We start from the raw sequence: 16,141 nt of genomic DNA, 5'->3' as shown, positions 1-16,141 counted from the left end.
TGGATTCCGCTCGTGGGACTAGTCGGGCCAGACCGGCTGACGCTTCTCGAGGAACGCGGCCATTCCCTCACGGGCGCCGGGCGATTGGGAGGCGGCGGCCATGACTTCGCGGGCCAGGGTGTAAGCCTCGGCTTCGGGGCGGTCGAGCTGGGCGTAGAGGGTTTGCTTGCCGAGGGCCTTGCTGGCGCGGCTGCCCCGGGTGGCGCGAGCCATGAGGGCGGCGACCGCGTCGTCGAGGTCGGCGTCGGGGACCGCGTAGTTGATCAAGCCCCAGTCGACCGCCGTGCGAGCGTCGATGACGTCGCCGGTGAGGGCCAGTTCCATCAGCCGTTTGCGGCCGATCGAGCGGGCGACGGGGACGGCCGGGGTGTGGCAGAACCAGCCGCCCTTGCCGCCGGGCAGGGCGAAGCCGGCAGATTCGGCGGCAATGGCGAGATCGCAGGAGGCGACCAGCTGACAGCCCGCAGCGGTGGCCAGGCCGTGGACGCGGGCGATCACCACCTGCGGGAGCGATTCGAGGGTCGTCATCACCTGCTGGCACAGGGTGAGCAGCTCGCGCACGCCGGGCAGGTCGCGGGCGGCGACGTCGGCGAAATCGTGGCCCGCGCTGAAGACCGGTCCGGCGGCGGCCAGCACGATGCCGGTGGCATCGGTCCTCCCCGCCGACCGGAACGCGGCCAGCAGTTCGGTCAGGTGGTCGGCGGACAGTGCGTTGCGGCGGTCGGGGCGGTTCATGGTGACGGTGATGGTGTCGCCGTCGCGCTTCACGAGCAGGTGCCGGTACTCCGCGGTCATGGCTCCACGGTAGTGCGCGCCACCCTGCCCGAGGCCGCATTCGGCGTCAGACCGGGGACGGGGACGCCGGGGAGAGCCGCAGCCAGCGGCCGGTAGAAGGGATGCCGTCGGTGTCGACCACGACCACGAGGTACCAGCCGGGCGGGGCCAGGGCCGGATTGTCGGGCATGGACACCGTCAGCGTGCCGGAGGTGTTCGAGGCGATCGGCAGGTCGATCAGGCGCTGGTTGTTGTCGCAGGAATGGGTGCACGAGGTCGGGTGCATGAGGTTCACCTCGCGGACGGCGGCCGTGGTGGTCAGCGACAGCGTCGCCCCGTATTCGACCGTGCCGGAGACCATTTCGAACTCCGGTCGCGCGCCTTTGAAAAGGTAAGGCGGCCAGAATATCTCGATGCGCAGTTCCTCGGTCTTGCGCAGCGGGTTGGATCCGGCCGTGACCACCTTGCCGTCCGGGGCGAGCAGCGCGACCGAGTGGTACAGGCGCGCAACCCGTTCCGGCGCGGTCGGTGTCCAGGTTCCCGCGACCGGGTCATAGATCTCGCCGGTCGGCGGCACCGAGTCGGCCATCTCCTCCATGCCGGAGCCGCCCGCGACCAGGACCGTGCGGTCGGGCAGCAGGACCGCGCACACGTGCATGCGCGGGTAGGCCATGGGCGGACCCATCCGGTAGGCGGGCGCGGCCGCGGTCAGGTCCACGATCTGGGTATCCGCCGAGGCCATGCCGGGACCGTGCGGGTCGACCGTGCCGCCGCCGATGAGCATGACCCGCTGTGCCTGCGCCGGAGGCAGCAGCACGCTCGTGGACTGACTGCGGGACTCCGGGTTGTAGAGCCCGGCGACCTCGGTGACCTTGCCGGTGGCGGTGTCCCAGATCGAGGGGCGCATGCCGTTGTCGGTGCCGAACTGGCCGCCGGTGTAGAAGACCCGGTCGTCGGCGAGCAGGATCAGGTGCGCGTAGGTCGGAATCGGTCCGGGCACCGGCAGCTGCGACCAGGTGAGCGTGGCCGGATCGAACAGCTCGGGCGTCTCGGACAGGAACCCGTCGGCGCCCAGGCCCGAGATCGCCACCACGGCACCGGTTTTCAGTGCGGCGAGGGTGGGATACCAACGCCCGAAGGTCATATCGGGCTGAGGCTCCCAGGTCAGCGATGCCGGGTCGAACAGCAGGGCGTCGCGCAGCCCGAAGAACGGGTCGTACTGTCCGGTGCCGCCCGCGGCCAGCAACCGCCCGTCGGGCAGGAACGCCTGGCCGGAGCAGAACATGTCGATGGGAGTGGCGGGCGCGTCGAGCCCGGGATTCGGGTAATGCCAGACGCGGGTGCGGAAGTCGTGGGCGTTCAGGCGATCCGGGTCGTTGCCGGAACCGGCGAAGAACAGCACGTCACCGGTGTGCAGCAGCGCGGCGTGCACCGGGTTGATCTCGGTGCCGAAATCCAAGATGCGCCAGGCGCCTTGGGTCGCGGCGGTGGCCAGGTCGGTGTCCAGATCCAGCACGCGGAGATATCCCGCATTGCCGCCCTGCGGATGGTCGATGGCGCACACCACCAGTTGCGGCAGGCCGCTCGCCGCGGGCAGCACACCGATGGCCGCGCCTTCGTTCTCCCGGAATCCCCAGTCCGGCACGTGCGACCAGCGGCTCCAGCCGTCCACGCAGTGCCCGCTCCCGTCCAGGCCCCAGCCGATGGTGTACAGCCCGCCGTTCCCGTTCTGCGGGTGATCGATGGTGAACACGATCAGCTCGGGCCGGCCGTCGCCGTCCAGGTCCGCGACGGTCATGCCCGCGCCCTGGTTCTCCCAGCCCCACCAGTCCGGAATCGCCACCCAGGGCGTCCATTCCGCCACGGAGCCGTCCGCGCCGAGGCCCTTGGCCAGCCGGAACTGGCCGCTGTTCTGGCCGTCCGGATTGTCGACGGTCATCACCGCGAGCACCCACTGCCCGTCGAGGCGGGTCAGGCAGATGTCCGCGCCCTGGTTCTCCCAGCCGTACCAGTCCGGAATCTGTTGCCAGTCGGTCCATCCGCCGGTCACCGTGCCGTCGGGGGCGAGGTCGCGGCCGATGCGGTAGTAGCCCTGGTTCTGACCTTCGGGGTTGTCGACCAGGAAGACCACCATGTCGGGTCGCCCGTTGCCGTTCAGGTCCGCGAGGGCGATGCCCGCGCCCTGGTTCTCCCATCCCCACCAGTCGGGCACCTGCAGCCACGGTCCCCACTCGCGGACCGTGCCGTCGGCCGCCAGGGCGTGGCCGACGCGGTAGTTGCCGGTGTTCTGACCGGGTGGATTGTCGACCATGAGCACCACGACATCGAGGGTGCCGTCACCGCCGAGGTCGACGACGGCCATACCGCAATCCTGGTTGTCCGGTGAGTACCAATCCGGGATCGGAACGAATTGTCCTGCCACACAAGCCATCATGATCGCTCGGGCCGATCTCGGCATCCGAAGTCCGGATAGTCGCGATACCGGGTTACCGAAAACGCTCCCGGCGGCCCGTCTCAGCCACTACCCTGCGAAACGCTCTCGTTTCAAATACTTGAGGAAGCATCATGAGAAAGACACTCTGGGCCAATGGTCTCGCCCTCGGTGCCGCCGCCCTGCTGGCGAGCACCGGAACCGCGAACGCCGCCCTGCCCAACTCCTTCAGCGGCGACTCGACCTTCAAGGTCAACGTCGACATCCAGCCCGGAACCTACACGACCTCCACCGCGGGGACCGTGTGCGCCTGGGCGCGACTGTCGTCCATCACCCCCAGCGTCACCATCCAGGCGGGCGGAGCGTCCGGCGGCACCGCCACCGTCACCATCGCGTCCAGTGACGTCGCCTTCTTCACCAGCGGCTGCGGCACCTGGACCCTGCAGACCACCACCACGACCTCGGGCTCCTCGGGCTCGAGCAGCGGCTCCACCAGCGGCAGCGCCGGAAACATCATCACCAACCTGCTGCAGACCGGATCCGCGACCCTGTTGAGCAAGTAGGGGCGTTGAACCGCCTGCCCGGAGTGGGCGGGTTCACCGGGAACGCGAGAGGCCGGGCACCGCGGGCGCCCGGCCTCTCGCGTCGAATGATCAGCAGTCGCAGCAGGATTCCTCGCAGCAGCAACAACCTTCCTCACAACAGCAGCAGCCCTCGCCGCAGCAGACGCACCCCTCACAGCACGGCAGGCAGCCCATGCCGCGGCGGCGCGGCGCAGGCCCGTAGTAGCCGGGACCCGGGCCGTAACCCGGCGGCGGACCGTATCCGGGCGGCGGCGGACCCCACGGGTCGGGGCCGCGGCGACGCCAGCGGCTCATCGGTCTGGTGACCGTGCCGTGGGCCGAGCACGCGGGCCCGTGAGCGCCGAACGTCCGGGTCACCGAACGCCCCAGCTCATGCTTCAGTAGCTTGTGGATCAGACGGCCATCGGTGAATTCCACCTCGGCCAAGGCCAATTCGATGCCCAGCAGCGCGTCGGTGCACAACCGGTGCGCCTCGGCGACATCGGTTCCCGTGGCCGCCAAGGGGTTCCACTTGCCGTGCGCCAGATCGTCGCCGAGGTCCTCGACCGCGTCCACGAGATGCGCTATGCGGCCGAACAATCGGCCGACCTCGGTCAGCGCCTGCTGATTGCCGGGGCGGCCCGCCAGGATCGCGGTGTGGCCGAACGCGGCCGCCGTGGCGGTCTCGGTCGGTTCGGTCACCTCCAGCAGCGGGGTGCCGAGCACCGCCGCGGCCTCGATCTCGCCCTGGCGATCCACCGCCGTCACGAGTACGCCGGTGTCGAAACCCAGCCCGGCGCCGGAGGATTCGCCCTGCCGCGCCCAGCGCTGGGCCAGCCGCCGGGCGGCGGGACGGAATCCGGCGGTACCGACCATGCCGTCGCCGTCGTCCACATGGTCGCGCACTTTGGCCGCGGCCAGCACCAGTGACACGGTGGCAGCCAGCCGCACGCAGTCACCGGTGGCGACATCGGCGCGCTTCATGCCGCGCAGCGGGCAGGGCCCGGCCGCGCGACGCGTGGGCGACGCCGTGGACTGCGCCTCCACCAGGGCCGAAACGATCAGCCCGTCGTAATTTGTTGCCATGCGGGCGCTCTGGCCGTGATCGTCGCGCAGCGCGAGACACAGCCCGCACAGTTGCGCCAACCACGCCCGCCCGAGTTCCTCGCCCAGCCGATGACGGCAGGGTCGGATGATGCCGAACACAACATCGAAGGTAACCGCTTTCGGCGGGATTAGTCGTCCGAATCCGATTCAACCCGGATTCGCCGATATCGCTCGAAATTCACTGGGCTGCAAGGTTTGCGAATTCCTCGGCGAGTGGTACCGGACGGTCTGCCGACCACGCCAGGCTCACCTGATTCGGCGCGAGATCGGGCACCGGGACATACGCGATGTCCGGGCGCGTGTAGAACGTCATGACCGACAGCGGCAGGAAAATGATGCCGCGGCCCGCCGCGACATGCTCGAGCTTCTCCTCGACGCTGCGGAAGACCGGCACGTCCGGGCGCTCCTTCCGCGATTCGGCTGCCAGCGCGTGCCATTCGGGGACCAGCCCGGGGTCCTGGAGCAGGTGCTCGTCGACGAGATCCGCGACGGCCAGGGTGTCCTTGGCCGCCAGGCGATGGTCGGCCGGGAGCACGACCACACGCGGGTCGGTGTACAGCGGGCGCAGGATCAGGCCGCGGGGTTCGACGGGCAGCCGGACCACGCTCACGTCGACGCGGCCGTCGTGAATCACCTCGATCTGGTCGTCCCAGGTGGTGCGGACGAGATCGACGATGAGACCCGGATGATGCTCGGTGAGAGCGCGCACGGCCGCGGTCACGATCAGACCCGGCATGAAACCGACGGTGAAGACATCTTCTTCCCGCGTCGCGCGAGTCACCCTGCGCCGCAAGGCATCCGCCGCGGCCAGCAGCGGTTTGGCGTCGACCAGCAACTGTTGCCCGGCCGCCGTCAACGCCGTCCCGCGCCGGTCGCGCGCGAACAGCTGCGCACCGAGTTCCTCCTCCAGGGCGCGGATCTGGCGCGACAGCACCGGTTGCGCGATGAACAGCTGCTCGGCGGCACGGCCGAAATGCAGGTGCTCGGCCACCGCCACGAAGTAGCGCAGCTTGCGCAGATCCACATCGCTCATACCCCCAGGGTATTACAGGCGGCGGGATAGGTCTTGGACGGATAGCCACGCGAAAACCGAAGGTAGAGGGGCACCAGCGAACAGCATTCCCCCGAAAGGAACACCCGAATGTCTCTCGACGGACAGCGCATCGTCATCCTCGGCGGCACCTCCGGCATCGGCTACGCGGTGGCCGCCGCGACCGCCGCCCAGGGCGCGAAGGTCACCGTCGTCTCCAGCCGCCGGGCCAATGTCGACAAGGCCCTGGCCGAGCTCCCGGCGGGCACCACCGGCATCGTCGCCGATCTCAACGACGCCGACCGGATTCGCGCGATGTTCGGCGAACTCGGCGCGATCGACCACCTCGTCTACACCGCCGGTGAGCCGCTGCTGCTCTCGCCGGTGGCCGACCTGGATCTCGACAGCGCCCGAAAGTTCTTCGAGCTGCGGTACTTCAGCGTGCTCGCGGCGGTGCAGGCGGCGGCGCCGCACCTGCGGGCCGACGGGTCGATCACCCTCACCACCGGGACGGCCGGGCCGCGTCCGGTGCCGGGCTCGTCGGTCACCTCGAGCGTCTGCGGCGCGGTCGAGGCGCTGACCCGGGCGCTGGCGGTCGAACTCGCGCCGATCCGGGTCAACGCGGTCATGCCCGGCGTAGTGCGGTCACCGCTGTGGAACTTCCCCGAGGACCTGCGCGAACAGTTCTACGCCGACACCGCCGCCGCCACTCCCCTGCGCCGCATCGCCGAAGTCGACGACATCGCCCAGGCATTCGTCTTCTTCCTGACCCAGCCCCACGCCACCGCCACCATCCTCCCCTTGGACGGCGGCGCGGTCCTCGCCTGATTCGTCGAATGGCACATCCTGGAGGCTGTTTCGGGCAAATCCCCTCCAGGATGCGCCGCTCGGCGATCTAGTGGGCGGCGGCGTGGCGGGCGGCCAGGTAGCCGAAGACGATGGCGGGGCCGATCGTCGCGCCGGGGCCGGCGTAGGTGTGGCCCATGACGGGGCTGCTCGCGTTACCGGCGGCGTAGAGGCCGTCGATGGCCGTGCCGTCCTCGCGCAGGACCCGGCCGTCCACGTCGGTGGTCAGACCGCCCTTGGTACCCAGGTCGCCGGGGACCAGTTTCGCCGCGTAGAACGGACCCGTTTCCAGCGCACCGAGATTCGGGTTCGGCTTGTTGCGGGGGTCGCCGTAGTAGTTGTCGTACGCGCTCTCGCCGCGGCCGAAGTCGGAATCCTTGCCCGCGTGGGCGAATTCGTTGAAGCGCGAAACCGTCGCCTCGAGTTTCTCGACCGGGAGGCCGAGCTTCTCGGCGAGTTCGGGGAGCGAGTCGGCTCGGGTCAGCGCGCCGGACTTGAACCACCGGCCGGGCAGCGGCTGACGGGGTGGGACACCCGCGAACTGGTAGCGGTTGCGGTAGCGCTGGTCGAAAATCAGCCAGGCGGGCAGGTTTTCGCCCGGTCCGTCGCCCTGGCCGAATTCGCCGCCGTACATGCGGTGGGTGGCCTCGACGTAGGGCAGGCACTCGTTCATGAAGCGCTCGCCGCGATCGTTGACGATGACGCTGCCCGGCAGATTGCGCTCGGCCAGGCAGAACCAGGTCTCGCGGGGCAGCGGGATCGACGGGCCCCACCAGGCGTCGTCCATGAATTCGACCGCGCCGCCGACGGCCCGGCCCGCGCGGATCCCGTCACCGGTATTGGCTTTCGCGCCGACGGTCCAGTCGGTGCCGATGGGCTGGCGCTGGAATTGCTTGCGCATCACCTCGTTGTGCTCGAATCCGCCCGCCGCGACGACCACGCCGCGTCGCGCGGTGATCACCTGCTCACGCCCGTCACGCGATACCACCGCACCGGTCACCCGGCCGTCCTCGGTGCACAGCTCGATCAGCGGAGTGTCCAGCCACAGCGGCACATTCGCCGACAGCAGGGCCGCCCGCAGCATCGCGCTGAGAGCCTGACCGCGGGCGAGCACATGGCGACGCCGCACGGTCGCCGACAGCCACCGGCCCACGATCGCCATGACCGTCAGCGGGACGCGCCGATTGCGCAGACCCAGGTGAACCTGCCGGAAATCGGCCTGGGTGAGCGCGACATTCTTCGGGGCCTTCGCGTAATCCGGCTCCAGCGAAGCCAATTCGGCCCCGAGCCCACTGGCGTCGTAGGGCACAGGTTCGACCGACCGGCCGTGCGAACGACCACCCGGCGCTTCCGGGTAATAGTCGGAATAGCCTGGCACCCACTGCATCCGCAGCCCGGCATGCTCGACGAGGAAGTCGAACGCCTCCGCGCCCCGATCGAGGTAGGTGTCGATGCGCTCGGGAGCCACACCCGCCCCGATGATGTCCTTCAGATAGACCCGCGCCGCCTCGAGGTCATCGGCGGGCGCTTCCCGCCGCAGCACCGAGTTGCCCGGAATCCACACGCCCCCACCGGATCGCGCCGTGGACCCGCCCCAGTGCGCGGCCTTCTCGACGATGACCGCCGACAGTCCGTGGTGGGACGCCGTGAGCGCCGCGGCCATCCCCGCCGCCCCCGAACCCACGACGATCAGATCGAACGTCCCGGCAGTTTCCCTGTCGTCCTGCATGATTCCTCAATCTTCGTGTTCTGTTGTACGCCAACGCTCGCCGACCACGGCGTCGAGGGCACCCTCCACGCACACTGCCAGCGACATCTCCGGATGCTCCGAATTCCGAAGCCATTGCAGGTAACCGAATTCCGCCGCAGCGAGCATGAGATGTACCAGCAAACCCGGGGTGCTGTCCTCCCGCGGGTCGCGCCCCATCCGCTCCCCCACCAGCTCGACCAGCCGCGTTCGATGCTCGGCGGTGATCAACGCCACCCGTTCGAGCAGGTGCGGCGCCGTGCGGAACGCCGCCCGCCAGCCTTCGAGCTCGGCCGCCGCCAAGGTCGTGGAGCGGGCCAGAATCGATTGCGCCAGAGCCACATCCGCGGGCTCGGCGGCCTCGCGCTCCTCGAGCAGCGCCGCGATGCCCGCGCCGCCCTCGCGGACCGGGTCGAGCAGCAGGTCTTCCTTGCTGCGCACATGCCGGAAGTAGGTGCTGGCCGACACCCCGGCCGCCGCGGCGATCTGCTCGGTGGTGACCTCCGCGAAACCCTTCTCGGCGAACAGCCCGTAGGCCGCGCGCTGGATCTCGTCGCGCACCTGGCGGCGTTGCCGCTCTCGCAAAGACATTCGCCCTCCTTCGTCTTGACGACAGTTTCTCCCGATGTGAGAGTTACTGTCAAGAAGGAGGGCGATGTCAGGTTATGGTGTGTTCACGCGCGGCGCAGGGCCAGCACCGGGATCGTGCGAATGCCCGCGGTCTTCTCGGCATAGCCCGCGAAACCCGGGTAGCGGGTGGCCTGAGTGTCGTAGATGCGATCGCGGTCGGGCCCGGTGACCTCGGTGATCGTGACCGGGAAGGTCTCGGTGCCGACCTCGACGGTCGTCTTTCCGGCATCGATGAGGTTGTAGTACCAGGCGGGATTGTTCGGGGCGCCCGCCGCCGAGGCGAAGATGTACATCAGGCTCGGGTCCTGCTCGTCGGCCTGGTACATCAGGGGCGTCACCCCTTCCTTGCCGCTCTTGCGCCCACGGTGGTGGACCAGAATCATGGGAGCGCCCTCGAAAGGCCCGCCGACCCGGCCCTCATTGGCCCGGAACTCATTGATGATGTTGGTATTCCAGTCGTCGCTCATGATCGACATTGTGCCGAAAAGGGCCGGGCATCCCTGGGATGCCCGGCCCTTTCGAGAACGCGAAACCGTTACGGCAGCGGTCCGCCCGCGGCGATCGCGGACAGGGTGGCGAACTCGTCACCCTTGAGCGAGGCACCGCCGACCAGCGCGCCGTCGATGTCGGTCTGGCCGACCAGCTCGCCGACGTTCTTGGCGTTGACCGAGCCACCGTAGAGGACGCGGACGCCCGCGGCCACTTCGGGGTTGGCCAGTTCGGCCAGTTCCTTGCGGATGGCGCCGCAGACTTCCTGCGCGTCGGCCGGGGTGGCGACCTTGCCGGTGCCGATGGCCCAGACCGGCTCGTAGGCGATGACGACCTTGGAGATCTCCTCGGCGGTCAGGCCCTTGAGCGAGCCGCGCAGCTGCTCGAGGTTGTAGGCCACATGGGTCTGGGTCTCACGCACACCCAGGCCCTCACCGATGCAGACGATCGGGGTGATGCCGTACTTGAGCGCCTGCTTGGTCTTGGCCAGGACCGTGGCGTCGTCCTCATTGTGGTACTGACGCCGCTCGGAGTGGCCGACCACGACGAACGAGCAGCCCAGCTTCGCGAGCATGGAACCGCTGATCTCGCCGGTGTAGGCGCCCTCGTCGTGGGTGGACACGTCCTGGGCACCGTAGGTGATCAGGAGACGGTCGCCCTCGACGAGGGTCTGCACGCTGCGCAGATCCACGAACGGCGGGATCACCGTCACGTCGACCTTGTCGAAGTACTTCTCCGGCAACGCGAATGCGATCTTCTGCACCAGGGCGATGGCCTCGAGGTGATTGAGGTTCATCTTCCAGTTGCCGGCGATCAAAGGCTTACGTGCCATGGTTCAGCCCTCCAACTGTGTTTCTTCAAGCACAGCGAGGCCGGGAAGTTCCTTGCCCTCCAGGTATTCCAGCGACGCGCCGCCGCCGGTGGAGATGTGCGAGAAACCGTCGTCGGGCAGACCCAGGGTGCGCACGGCCGCGGCCGAGTCACCGCCGCCGACCACCGTGAACGCGCCCTTGGAGGTGGCGACCGCGATGGCCTCGGCGACACCGCGGGTGCCGGCCGAGAACTTCTCGAACTCGAACACACCCATCGGGCCGTTCCAGAACACGGTCTTGGCCTCGGTCAGCAGCGCGCCGAAACGCGCGGCCGAGTCGGGGCCGATGTCCAGGCCCATCCAGCCGTCGGGAATCTCGTTGGCGGGCACGGTCTTCGACTCCGCGTCGGCGGCGAACTTGTCGGCGACGACGATGTCCACCGGCAGGTGGATGACGTCGGCGTACTTGTCCAGCAGGCCCTTGCAGGTCTCGATCATCTCTTCCTGCAGCAGCGAGGTGCCCACCGAAAGGCCCTGTGCGGCAAGGAAGGTGAAGCACATGCCGCCGCCGATGACCAGCGTGTCGACCTTCGGCGCGAGCGCCTCGATGACCGCCAGCTTGTCGGAGACCTTGGAACCGCCGAGCACGACCGCGTACGGGCGCTCCGGGTTCTCGGTGAGCTTCTTCAGCACCTCGGTCTCGGCGGCGACCAGGCCACCCGCGTAGTGCGGCAGCAGCTTGGCCACGTCGTAGACCGACGCCTGCTTGCGGTGCACGACGCCGAAGCCGTCGGACACGAAAGCGCCGTCCTCGCCGACGAGTTCGACCAGGGCCTTGGCCAGCTTGGTCCGCTCGGCGTCGTCCTTGCTGGTCTCACGCGCGTCGAAGCGCACGTTCTCGAGCAGCATGACGTCGCCGTCGGTGAGGCCCTCCGAGCGCGAGAGCGCGTCGTAGCCCACCACGTCACCGGCCAGCTGGACATTGCGGCCCAGCTCCTCGGCCAGGCGCGCGGCCACCGGCGCGAGCGAGAACTTCGGATCCGGCTCACCCTTCGGGCGGCCCAGATGCGCGGTCACCACGACCTTCGCGCCGGCCTCGGCCAGCGCCTTGATGGTCGGCGCGGACGCGATGATGCGGCCCGGATCGGTGATGACGCCGTTGTCGAGGGGAACGTTCAGGTCGGAGCGCACGAGCACGCCCCGACCCTCGACACCCTCGTTCAGCAGATCCTGGAGTGTCTTGATCGTCATCGGCGCTTAGAGGGACTTGCCGACGAGGCCGATGAGGTCGGCGAGGCGGTTGGAGTAGCCCCACTCGTTGTCGTACCAGGAGGCGACCTTGACCTGGTTGTCGATGACCTGGGTCAGCGGCGCGTCGTAGATCGACGAGTGCGGGTCGGTCACGATGTCGGAGGAGACGATCGGGTCGACGTTGTACTTCAGGATGCCCTTCATCGGGCCCTCGGCGGCGGCCTTCATGGCGGCGTTGACCTCGTCGACGGTGGCGGCCTTGCGCAGGTCCACGGTCAGGTCGGTGAGCGAACCGGTCGGGACCGGCACGCGCAGCGCGTAGCCGTTGAGCTTGCCGAGCAGCTCGGGCAGCACCAGGCCGATGGCCTTGGCGGCGCCGGTGCCGGTGGGCACGATGTTCAGCGCGGCGGCGCGGGCGCGACGCAGGTCCTTGTGCGGCGCGTCCTGCAGGTTCTGGTCCTGGGTGTAGGCGTGGACCGTGGTCATCAGACCGCGCTCGATGCCGAAGGAGTCGTTGAGCACCTTGGCGATCGGGCCCAGGCAGTTGGTGGTGCACGAGGCGTTGGAGATGATGTTCTGCGAGCCGTCGTACTTGTCGTCGTTCACGCCCATCACAATGGTGATGTCCTCATCGGTGGCGGGCGCGGAGATGATGACCTTCTTGGCGCCGGCGGCCAGGTGGCCCTTGGCCTTGGCGGCGGAGGTGAAGATACCGGTGGACTCGACGACCACGTCGACACCCAGGTCGCCCCACGGCAGGGCCGACGGGCCTTCCTTGATCTCCAGCGCGCGGATCCGCTGATCGCCGACCACGATGTAGTCGCCGTCGAGGGAAACGTCCTGCGGCAGGCGACCGAGGATGGAGTCGTACTTCAGCAGGGTGGCAAGGGTCTTGTTGTCGGTCAGGTCGTTGACCGCCACGATCTCGATATCAGTGGTGCCGAGGGCCTTCTGCGCCTCGACGGCGCGGAAGAAGTTGCGCCCGATGCGGCCGAAGCCGTTGATCCCTACCCGGACAGTCACGTTTTCGCTCCTCAGCTTTGCGGATCGTTTCCGTTGCGCTGTTAACCCTAGACCTGTAACGGAAACATCACGGACACACCCCCGCCACGGTGAACTACGGAACGTTCACTTTCGTCACATACGGCGGAAGCGCCGCCACCACAAGGGTTGCGACGCTTCCGAACGGGATTACTCAGTACTGTAAATCAGTTCACGCGGCAGCGCGCGTGATTCATGCCTCTTCGAGCAGCTCTGCGGTGACCGCGCTTTCGGTATCGGGCACCCCGAGTTCCTTGGCACGACGGTCCGCCATCGACAGCAGCCGCCGAATCCGGCCCGCCACAGCGTCTTTCGTCATGGGCGGCTCGGCCAGCTGGCCCAGCTCCTCGAGCGACGCCTGCCGGTGCAGCACGCGCAGCTTGCCGGCGGCGGCCAAGTGGTCGGGCACATCGTCGCTCAGTATTTCGAGCGCGCGCTCCACCCGGGCCGCGGCCGCGACCGCCGCCCGCGCCGAACGACGCAGGTTCGCGTCGTCGAAGTTGGCCAGCCGGTTGGCGGTCGCCCGGACCTCGCGGCGCATGCGCCGCTCCTCCCAGGTGAGCCGGGTGTCCTGCGCACCCATGCGGGTGAGCAGAGCGCCGATGGCCTCACCGTCGCGCACCACGACTCGATCGGTGCCGCGCACCTCGCGCGCCTTGGCCGAGATGCCCATCCGCCGGGCCGCGCCGACCAGGGCGAGCGCGGCCTCCGGCCCGGGGCAGCTCACCTCCAGCGCCGAGGAGCGACCCGGTTCGGTGAGCGAACCGTGCGCGAGAAACGCGCCGCGCCAAGCGGCTTCGGCGTCGCCGATGCTGCCGCCCACCACCTGGGCCGGCAGCCCACGTACCGGGCGCCCGCGCACATCGAGTAAACCGGTCTGGCGCGCCAGCGCCTCGCCTTCCTTGGAAACCCGCACTACATACCGGGAGGTTTTCCGGAGCCCGCCAGCGCCGAGGACATGCACGTCCGAGCCGTAGCCGTACAGCTCGAAGATTTCTCGACGCAGCCGACGCGCGATGGAACCCATGTCCACCTCGGCTTCGACGATCACCCGACCGCCGACGATGTGCAATCCACCGGCGAACCGCAGTAGCGCGGACAGTTCGGCCTTGCGCGAACTCACCTGTGATACAGAGAGTCGGCTCAGCTCGTCCTTCACTTCCGCTGTCATCGCCACGAGACGCGCTCCTTTCCACCCAACCCGGACCGCACACGTTGGCCCATATGCCGTCCTTCGACTCGAAGCCCTGCCAATTCCGGCCGAGGTTGCCGGATCACCTGATCCAGTGCGGCGGCAAGCTTTCCGGGGTGGTGCCGGTCCGTCCCCGCCTCGGCGACATCAGCGAAGGTTACTCGCGCACGCAGCTGTTCGGCAGCTCTTGCCAGATGTTCGCGTTCCCTACCCTCGGGTACGGAACCGGAGTCCACCAAAACATGGTCGACTGTGAAATCCGGTGCGTGCTGGGACAATACATGCAGGTGCCGCTCCGCGGAGAATCCGGCCGTTTCGCCCGGTTCGGCAGCGAGGTTGAGCACCAGCACTTTCCGCGCCCGCGTGTGCAGCAGAGCTTCGTGCAATTCGGGCACCAGCACATGCGGGATGACGCTCGTGAACCAGCTGCCCGGGCCCAGCACGACCACGTCGGCGTGCTCGATGGCCGAGGTCGCCTCGGGGCAGGCGGGCGGATCCGAGGGGATCAGCCGCACTCTGCGCACCTTGCCCGGGGTGGTCGCCACGGCGACCTGACCACGGATGCAGCGGCTCACACGCGGATCGCCTTCCAGCCCAGAAACATCCGCCTCGATGGTCAGCGCGATCGGCGACATCGGTAGTACCCGGCCGGTGATGCGCAGGACCTTGCCGGCCTCGTCGAGGGCGGCAACGGGGTCGCCGAGCTCCTCGGTGAGGCCCGCCAGGATCAGATTGCCCACCGAATGCCCGGCCAGCGCGCCGGTGCCGCCGAAGCGATGTTGCAAAGTTCGCGCCCAGATGCCGTCGGCCTCTTCGGCCAAGGCCGCCAACGCCATTCGCAGATCGCCCGGGGGCAGCATGCCGAGCTCGGAGCGTAGCCGTCCCGAGGAGCCGCCGTCGTCGGCGACCGTCACCACCGCGGTGATCTTGCGGGTGAGCCGCCGGATGGCGGTCAGCGTCGAATAGAGGCCGTGGCCGCCCCCGAGGGCCACGATTGCCGGATTGGCGGTGCGGCCGGAGTTCGTCTCACTCATTCCCGCCCCAGATCTCGATGGACCACCCGCACCACGACACCGGTGTCCTCGTCGGACAGAGCTTTCTCCGCGCCCAGCGCGTCGCCCAGTGCCTCCGCTACGGCCACACTGCGGTGCTTCCCGCCGGTGCAGCCCACTGCCACGGTCATGTATCGCTTCCCCTCTTGGCGGTAACCCTCGGTCGTCAGGTCGACGAGATGCCGCGCGGTGCCCAGATAGTCCTGAGCGCCGGGGCGCGACAACACATACTCGCTGACCGGGGCATCCTGTCCGGTCTTTTCGCGGAGTTCGGGAATCCAATGTGGATTCGGCAGAAAACGCAAATCGAACACCATGTCGGCGTCGAGCGGGACTCCGTACTTGAAACCGAACGACTGAACGGTCAACTGCAGGACGGTGGCGGTGTCGCCGCCGTAGACCTCCTCGAGCTTGCGGTGCAACTGGTGGATGGACAGCGCCGTGGTGTCGATGACCACGTCGGCGGCGGTTTTCACCGGGTCCAGGCGCTGGCGTTCGGCGGCGATGCCGGCGGTCAGGGTGCCGTCGGCGCTCTCGGACTGCAGCGGATGGCGTCGCCTCGCGAAACCGAAGCGGCGGATCAGCACATCGTCGGAGGCTTCCAGGAACAGGATGCGGGTGCGCACGCCCGCCGCCCGTAGCTGTTCGCCGACCGCGGCGAGATTGCCGGTGAAGAAGCGGTTGCGCACGTCCATGACGAGCGCGAGTTTGCGGATGGGCGGTTCGGCATTGCGGCCGAGATCGACCATGCGAGCGATCAATTCGGGTGGGAGGTTGTCGGCCACGTAGTAGCCCAGATCCTCGAGCACCCGTGCGGCGGTGCCGCGGCCGGCGCCGGACAGGCCCGTCACGATGACGACCTCGACCGGCGCGGAGTCGGGTAGGGACCGCCCGCGGCGAGCGGTCGGCTGGGAATCACTCTCGGTTGTCTTGCTGTTTTCGGCCGTATCAGTACTGGCTTCGACGCGCGTCATGTCCTACCGGTTCGTGTCTGGAGTTCCCTCGATCATCCTGCACCGATGCCCGCGAACGCGGCAGGCACACGACGGGAGCGCAACACAGCTGTGATTTCTGCTCCCGACCTGCACACACGGCGTGTCGCAGTTTTACCTATCGGCGTGTCGCACTCTACCCGGTGCGTCCCGATCGACGCGCCACGGCGCGCGGTACATCACGC

The 16,141-nt window shown here is 68.5% G+C and carries 15 protein-coding genes; 2 read left to right on the top strand and 13 right to left on the bottom strand.

What is annotated here, in order from left to right; all coding sequences use genetic code 11:
• Window positions 1–18: 18 nt before the first annotated feature.
• Both GPX89_RS11925 and GPX89_RS11920 read right to left on the bottom strand, forming a co-directional pair.
• Window positions 19–795: an enoyl-CoA hydratase-related protein gene (locus GPX89_RS11925; RefSeq protein ID WP_157387542.1), complete on the bottom strand. Its 777-nt coding sequence runs from the start codon at window positions 793–795 to the stop codon at window positions 19–21.
• A gap of 46 nt (window positions 796–841) precedes the next feature.
• Window positions 842–3,196 carry a galactose oxidase-like domain-containing protein gene (locus GPX89_RS11920; RefSeq protein ID WP_328601746.1) on the bottom strand — a complete coding sequence of 785 codons (2,355 nt, stop codon included), beginning with the start codon at window positions 3,194–3,196 and terminating at the stop codon, window positions 842–844.
• A 143-nt stretch (window positions 3,197–3,339) separates the two neighbouring features.
• Here GPX89_RS11920 and GPX89_RS11915 point away from each other — a divergent pair, with 143 nt between their 5' ends.
• Window positions 3,340–3,768 carry a hypothetical protein gene (locus GPX89_RS11915; RefSeq protein WP_157387541.1) on the top strand — a complete coding sequence of 143 codons (429 nt, stop codon included), beginning with the start codon at window positions 3,340–3,342 and terminating at the stop codon, window positions 3,766–3,768.
• Between the two features lie 90 nt (window positions 3,769–3,858).
• Here the strand turns inward: GPX89_RS11915 and GPX89_RS11910 are convergent, their stop codons facing one another.
• Both GPX89_RS11910 and GPX89_RS11905 read right to left on the bottom strand, forming a co-directional pair.
• The gene (locus tag GPX89_RS11910; RefSeq protein WP_328601745.1) at window positions 3,859–4,974 is read right to left on the bottom strand and encodes a DUF5685 family protein; all 1,116 of its coding nucleotides are present in this window, start codon (window positions 4,972–4,974) and stop codon (window positions 3,859–3,861) included.
• Window positions 4,975–5,053: 79 nt separating this feature from the next.
• Window positions 5,054–5,908: a LysR family transcriptional regulator gene (locus tag GPX89_RS11905; RefSeq protein ID WP_157387540.1), complete on the bottom strand. Its 855-nt coding sequence runs from the start codon at window positions 5,906–5,908 to the stop codon at window positions 5,054–5,056.
• Between the two features lie 108 nt (window positions 5,909–6,016).
• Here GPX89_RS11905 and GPX89_RS11900 point away from each other — a divergent pair, with 108 nt between their 5' ends.
• Window positions 6,017–6,733, top strand: a complete 717-nt coding sequence (locus GPX89_RS11900) for an SDR family oxidoreductase (protein WP_157387539.1) — start codon at window positions 6,017–6,019, stop codon at window positions 6,731–6,733.
• A 67-nt stretch (window positions 6,734–6,800) separates the two neighbouring features.
• Here the strand turns inward: GPX89_RS11900 and kstD are convergent, their stop codons facing one another.
• The 9 genes from kstD to rapZ all read right to left on the bottom strand — a co-directional run bounded on the left by kstD (window position 6,801) and on the right by rapZ (window position 15,938).
• A complete protein-coding gene (gene kstD / locus GPX89_RS11895; RefSeq protein WP_157387538.1) occupies window positions 6,801–8,480 on the bottom strand; it encodes a 3-oxosteroid 1-dehydrogenase in 1,680 nt (559 codons plus the stop codon).
• A 6-nt stretch (window positions 8,481–8,486) separates the two neighbouring features.
• Complete coding sequence (locus GPX89_RS11890) at window positions 8,487–9,089, bottom strand: TetR/AcrR family transcriptional regulator (protein ID WP_157387537.1); 603 nt, start codon at window positions 9,087–9,089, stop codon at window positions 8,487–8,489.
• Between the two features lie 83 nt (window positions 9,090–9,172).
• Entirely contained in the window at window positions 9,173–9,604 is a 432-nt protein-coding gene (locus tag GPX89_RS11885; protein WP_407939379.1) for a nitroreductase/quinone reductase family protein, read from the bottom strand.
• A gap of 59 nt (window positions 9,605–9,663) precedes the next feature.
• A complete protein-coding gene (tpiA, locus tag GPX89_RS11880; RefSeq protein ID WP_157387535.1) occupies window positions 9,664–10,449 on the bottom strand; it encodes a triose-phosphate isomerase in 786 nt (261 codons plus the stop codon).
• Window positions 10,450–10,452: 3 nt separating this feature from the next.
• On the bottom strand, window positions 10,453–11,679 hold the full coding sequence (locus GPX89_RS11875; RefSeq protein ID WP_157387534.1) for a phosphoglycerate kinase: 1,227 nt from the start codon (window positions 11,677–11,679) through the stop codon (window positions 10,453–10,455).
• A gap of 6 nt (window positions 11,680–11,685) precedes the next feature.
• Window positions 11,686–12,702, bottom strand: a complete 1,017-nt coding sequence (gene gap / locus GPX89_RS11870; protein ID WP_328601744.1) for a type I glyceraldehyde-3-phosphate dehydrogenase — start codon at window positions 12,700–12,702, stop codon at window positions 11,686–11,688.
• A gap of 211 nt (window positions 12,703–12,913) precedes the next feature.
• A complete protein-coding gene (gene whiA / locus GPX89_RS11865; RefSeq protein ID WP_328601743.1) occupies window positions 12,914–13,897 on the bottom strand; it encodes a DNA-binding protein WhiA in 984 nt (327 codons plus the stop codon).
• A complete protein-coding gene (locus GPX89_RS11860) occupies window positions 13,888–14,946 on the bottom strand; it encodes a gluconeogenesis factor YvcK family protein (protein WP_157387532.1) in 1,059 nt (352 codons plus the stop codon). The genes whiA and GPX89_RS11860 overlap by 10 nt, the downstream gene beginning before the upstream one ends.
• Window positions 14,943–15,938 carry an RNase adapter RapZ gene (gene rapZ, locus GPX89_RS11855; protein WP_157387531.1) on the bottom strand — a complete coding sequence of 332 codons (996 nt, stop codon included), beginning with the start codon at window positions 15,936–15,938 and terminating at the stop codon, window positions 14,943–14,945. Before rapZ ends, GPX89_RS11860 begins: the two co-directional genes overlap by 4 nt.
• Window positions 15,939–16,141 lie beyond the last annotated feature (203 nt).

It is taken from the genome of Nocardia terrae (assembly GCF_009760405.1).
GTDB lineage: Bacteria > Actinomycetota > Actinomycetes > Mycobacteriales > Mycobacteriaceae > Nocardia > Nocardia terrae.
Note: the sequence above shows the minus strand (reverse complement) of the source record. Positions and strands in the feature narration are given on the sequence as shown.

What these genes read in the sequence shown, in the direction of transcription:
- GPX89_RS11925 (WP_157387542.1), bottom strand. Translation starts at nt 795, where the DNA reads ATGACCGCGGAGTACCGGCACCTGCTCGTGAAGCGCGACGGCGACACC.
- GPX89_RS11915 (WP_157387541.1), top strand. Translation starts at nt 3,340, where the DNA reads ATGAGAAAGACACTCTGGGCCAATGGTCTCGCCCTCGGTGCCGCCGCC.
- GPX89_RS11905 (WP_157387540.1), bottom strand. Translation starts at nt 5,908, where the DNA reads ATGAGCGATGTGGATCTGCGCAAGCTGCGCTACTTCGTGGCGGTGGCC.
- GPX89_RS11900 (WP_157387539.1), top strand. Translation starts at nt 6,017, where the DNA reads ATGTCTCTCGACGGACAGCGCATCGTCATCCTCGGCGGCACCTCCGGC.
- kstD (WP_157387538.1), bottom strand. Translation starts at nt 8,480, where the DNA reads ATGCAGGACGACAGGGAAACTGCCGGGACGTTCGATCTGATCGTCGTG.
- GPX89_RS11890 (WP_157387537.1), bottom strand. Translation starts at nt 9,089, where the DNA reads ATGTCTTTGCGAGAGCGGCAACGCCGCCAGGTGCGCGACGAGATCCAG.
- GPX89_RS11885 (WP_407939379.1), bottom strand. Translation starts at nt 9,604, where the DNA reads ATGTCGATCATGAGCGACGACTGGAATACCAACATCATCAATGAGTTC.
- tpiA (WP_157387535.1), bottom strand. Translation starts at nt 10,449, where the DNA reads ATGGCACGTAAGCCTTTGATCGCCGGCAACTGGAAGATGAACCTCAAT.
- GPX89_RS11875 (WP_157387534.1), bottom strand. Translation starts at nt 11,679, where the DNA reads ATGACGATCAAGACACTCCAGGATCTGCTGAACGAGGGTGTCGAGGGT.
- GPX89_RS11860 (WP_157387532.1), bottom strand. Translation starts at nt 14,946, where the DNA reads ATGAGTGAGACGAACTCCGGCCGCACCGCCAATCCGGCAATCGTGGCC.
- rapZ (WP_157387531.1), bottom strand. Translation starts at nt 15,938, where the DNA reads ATGACGCGCGTCGAAGCCAGTACTGATACGGCCGAAAACAGCAAGACA.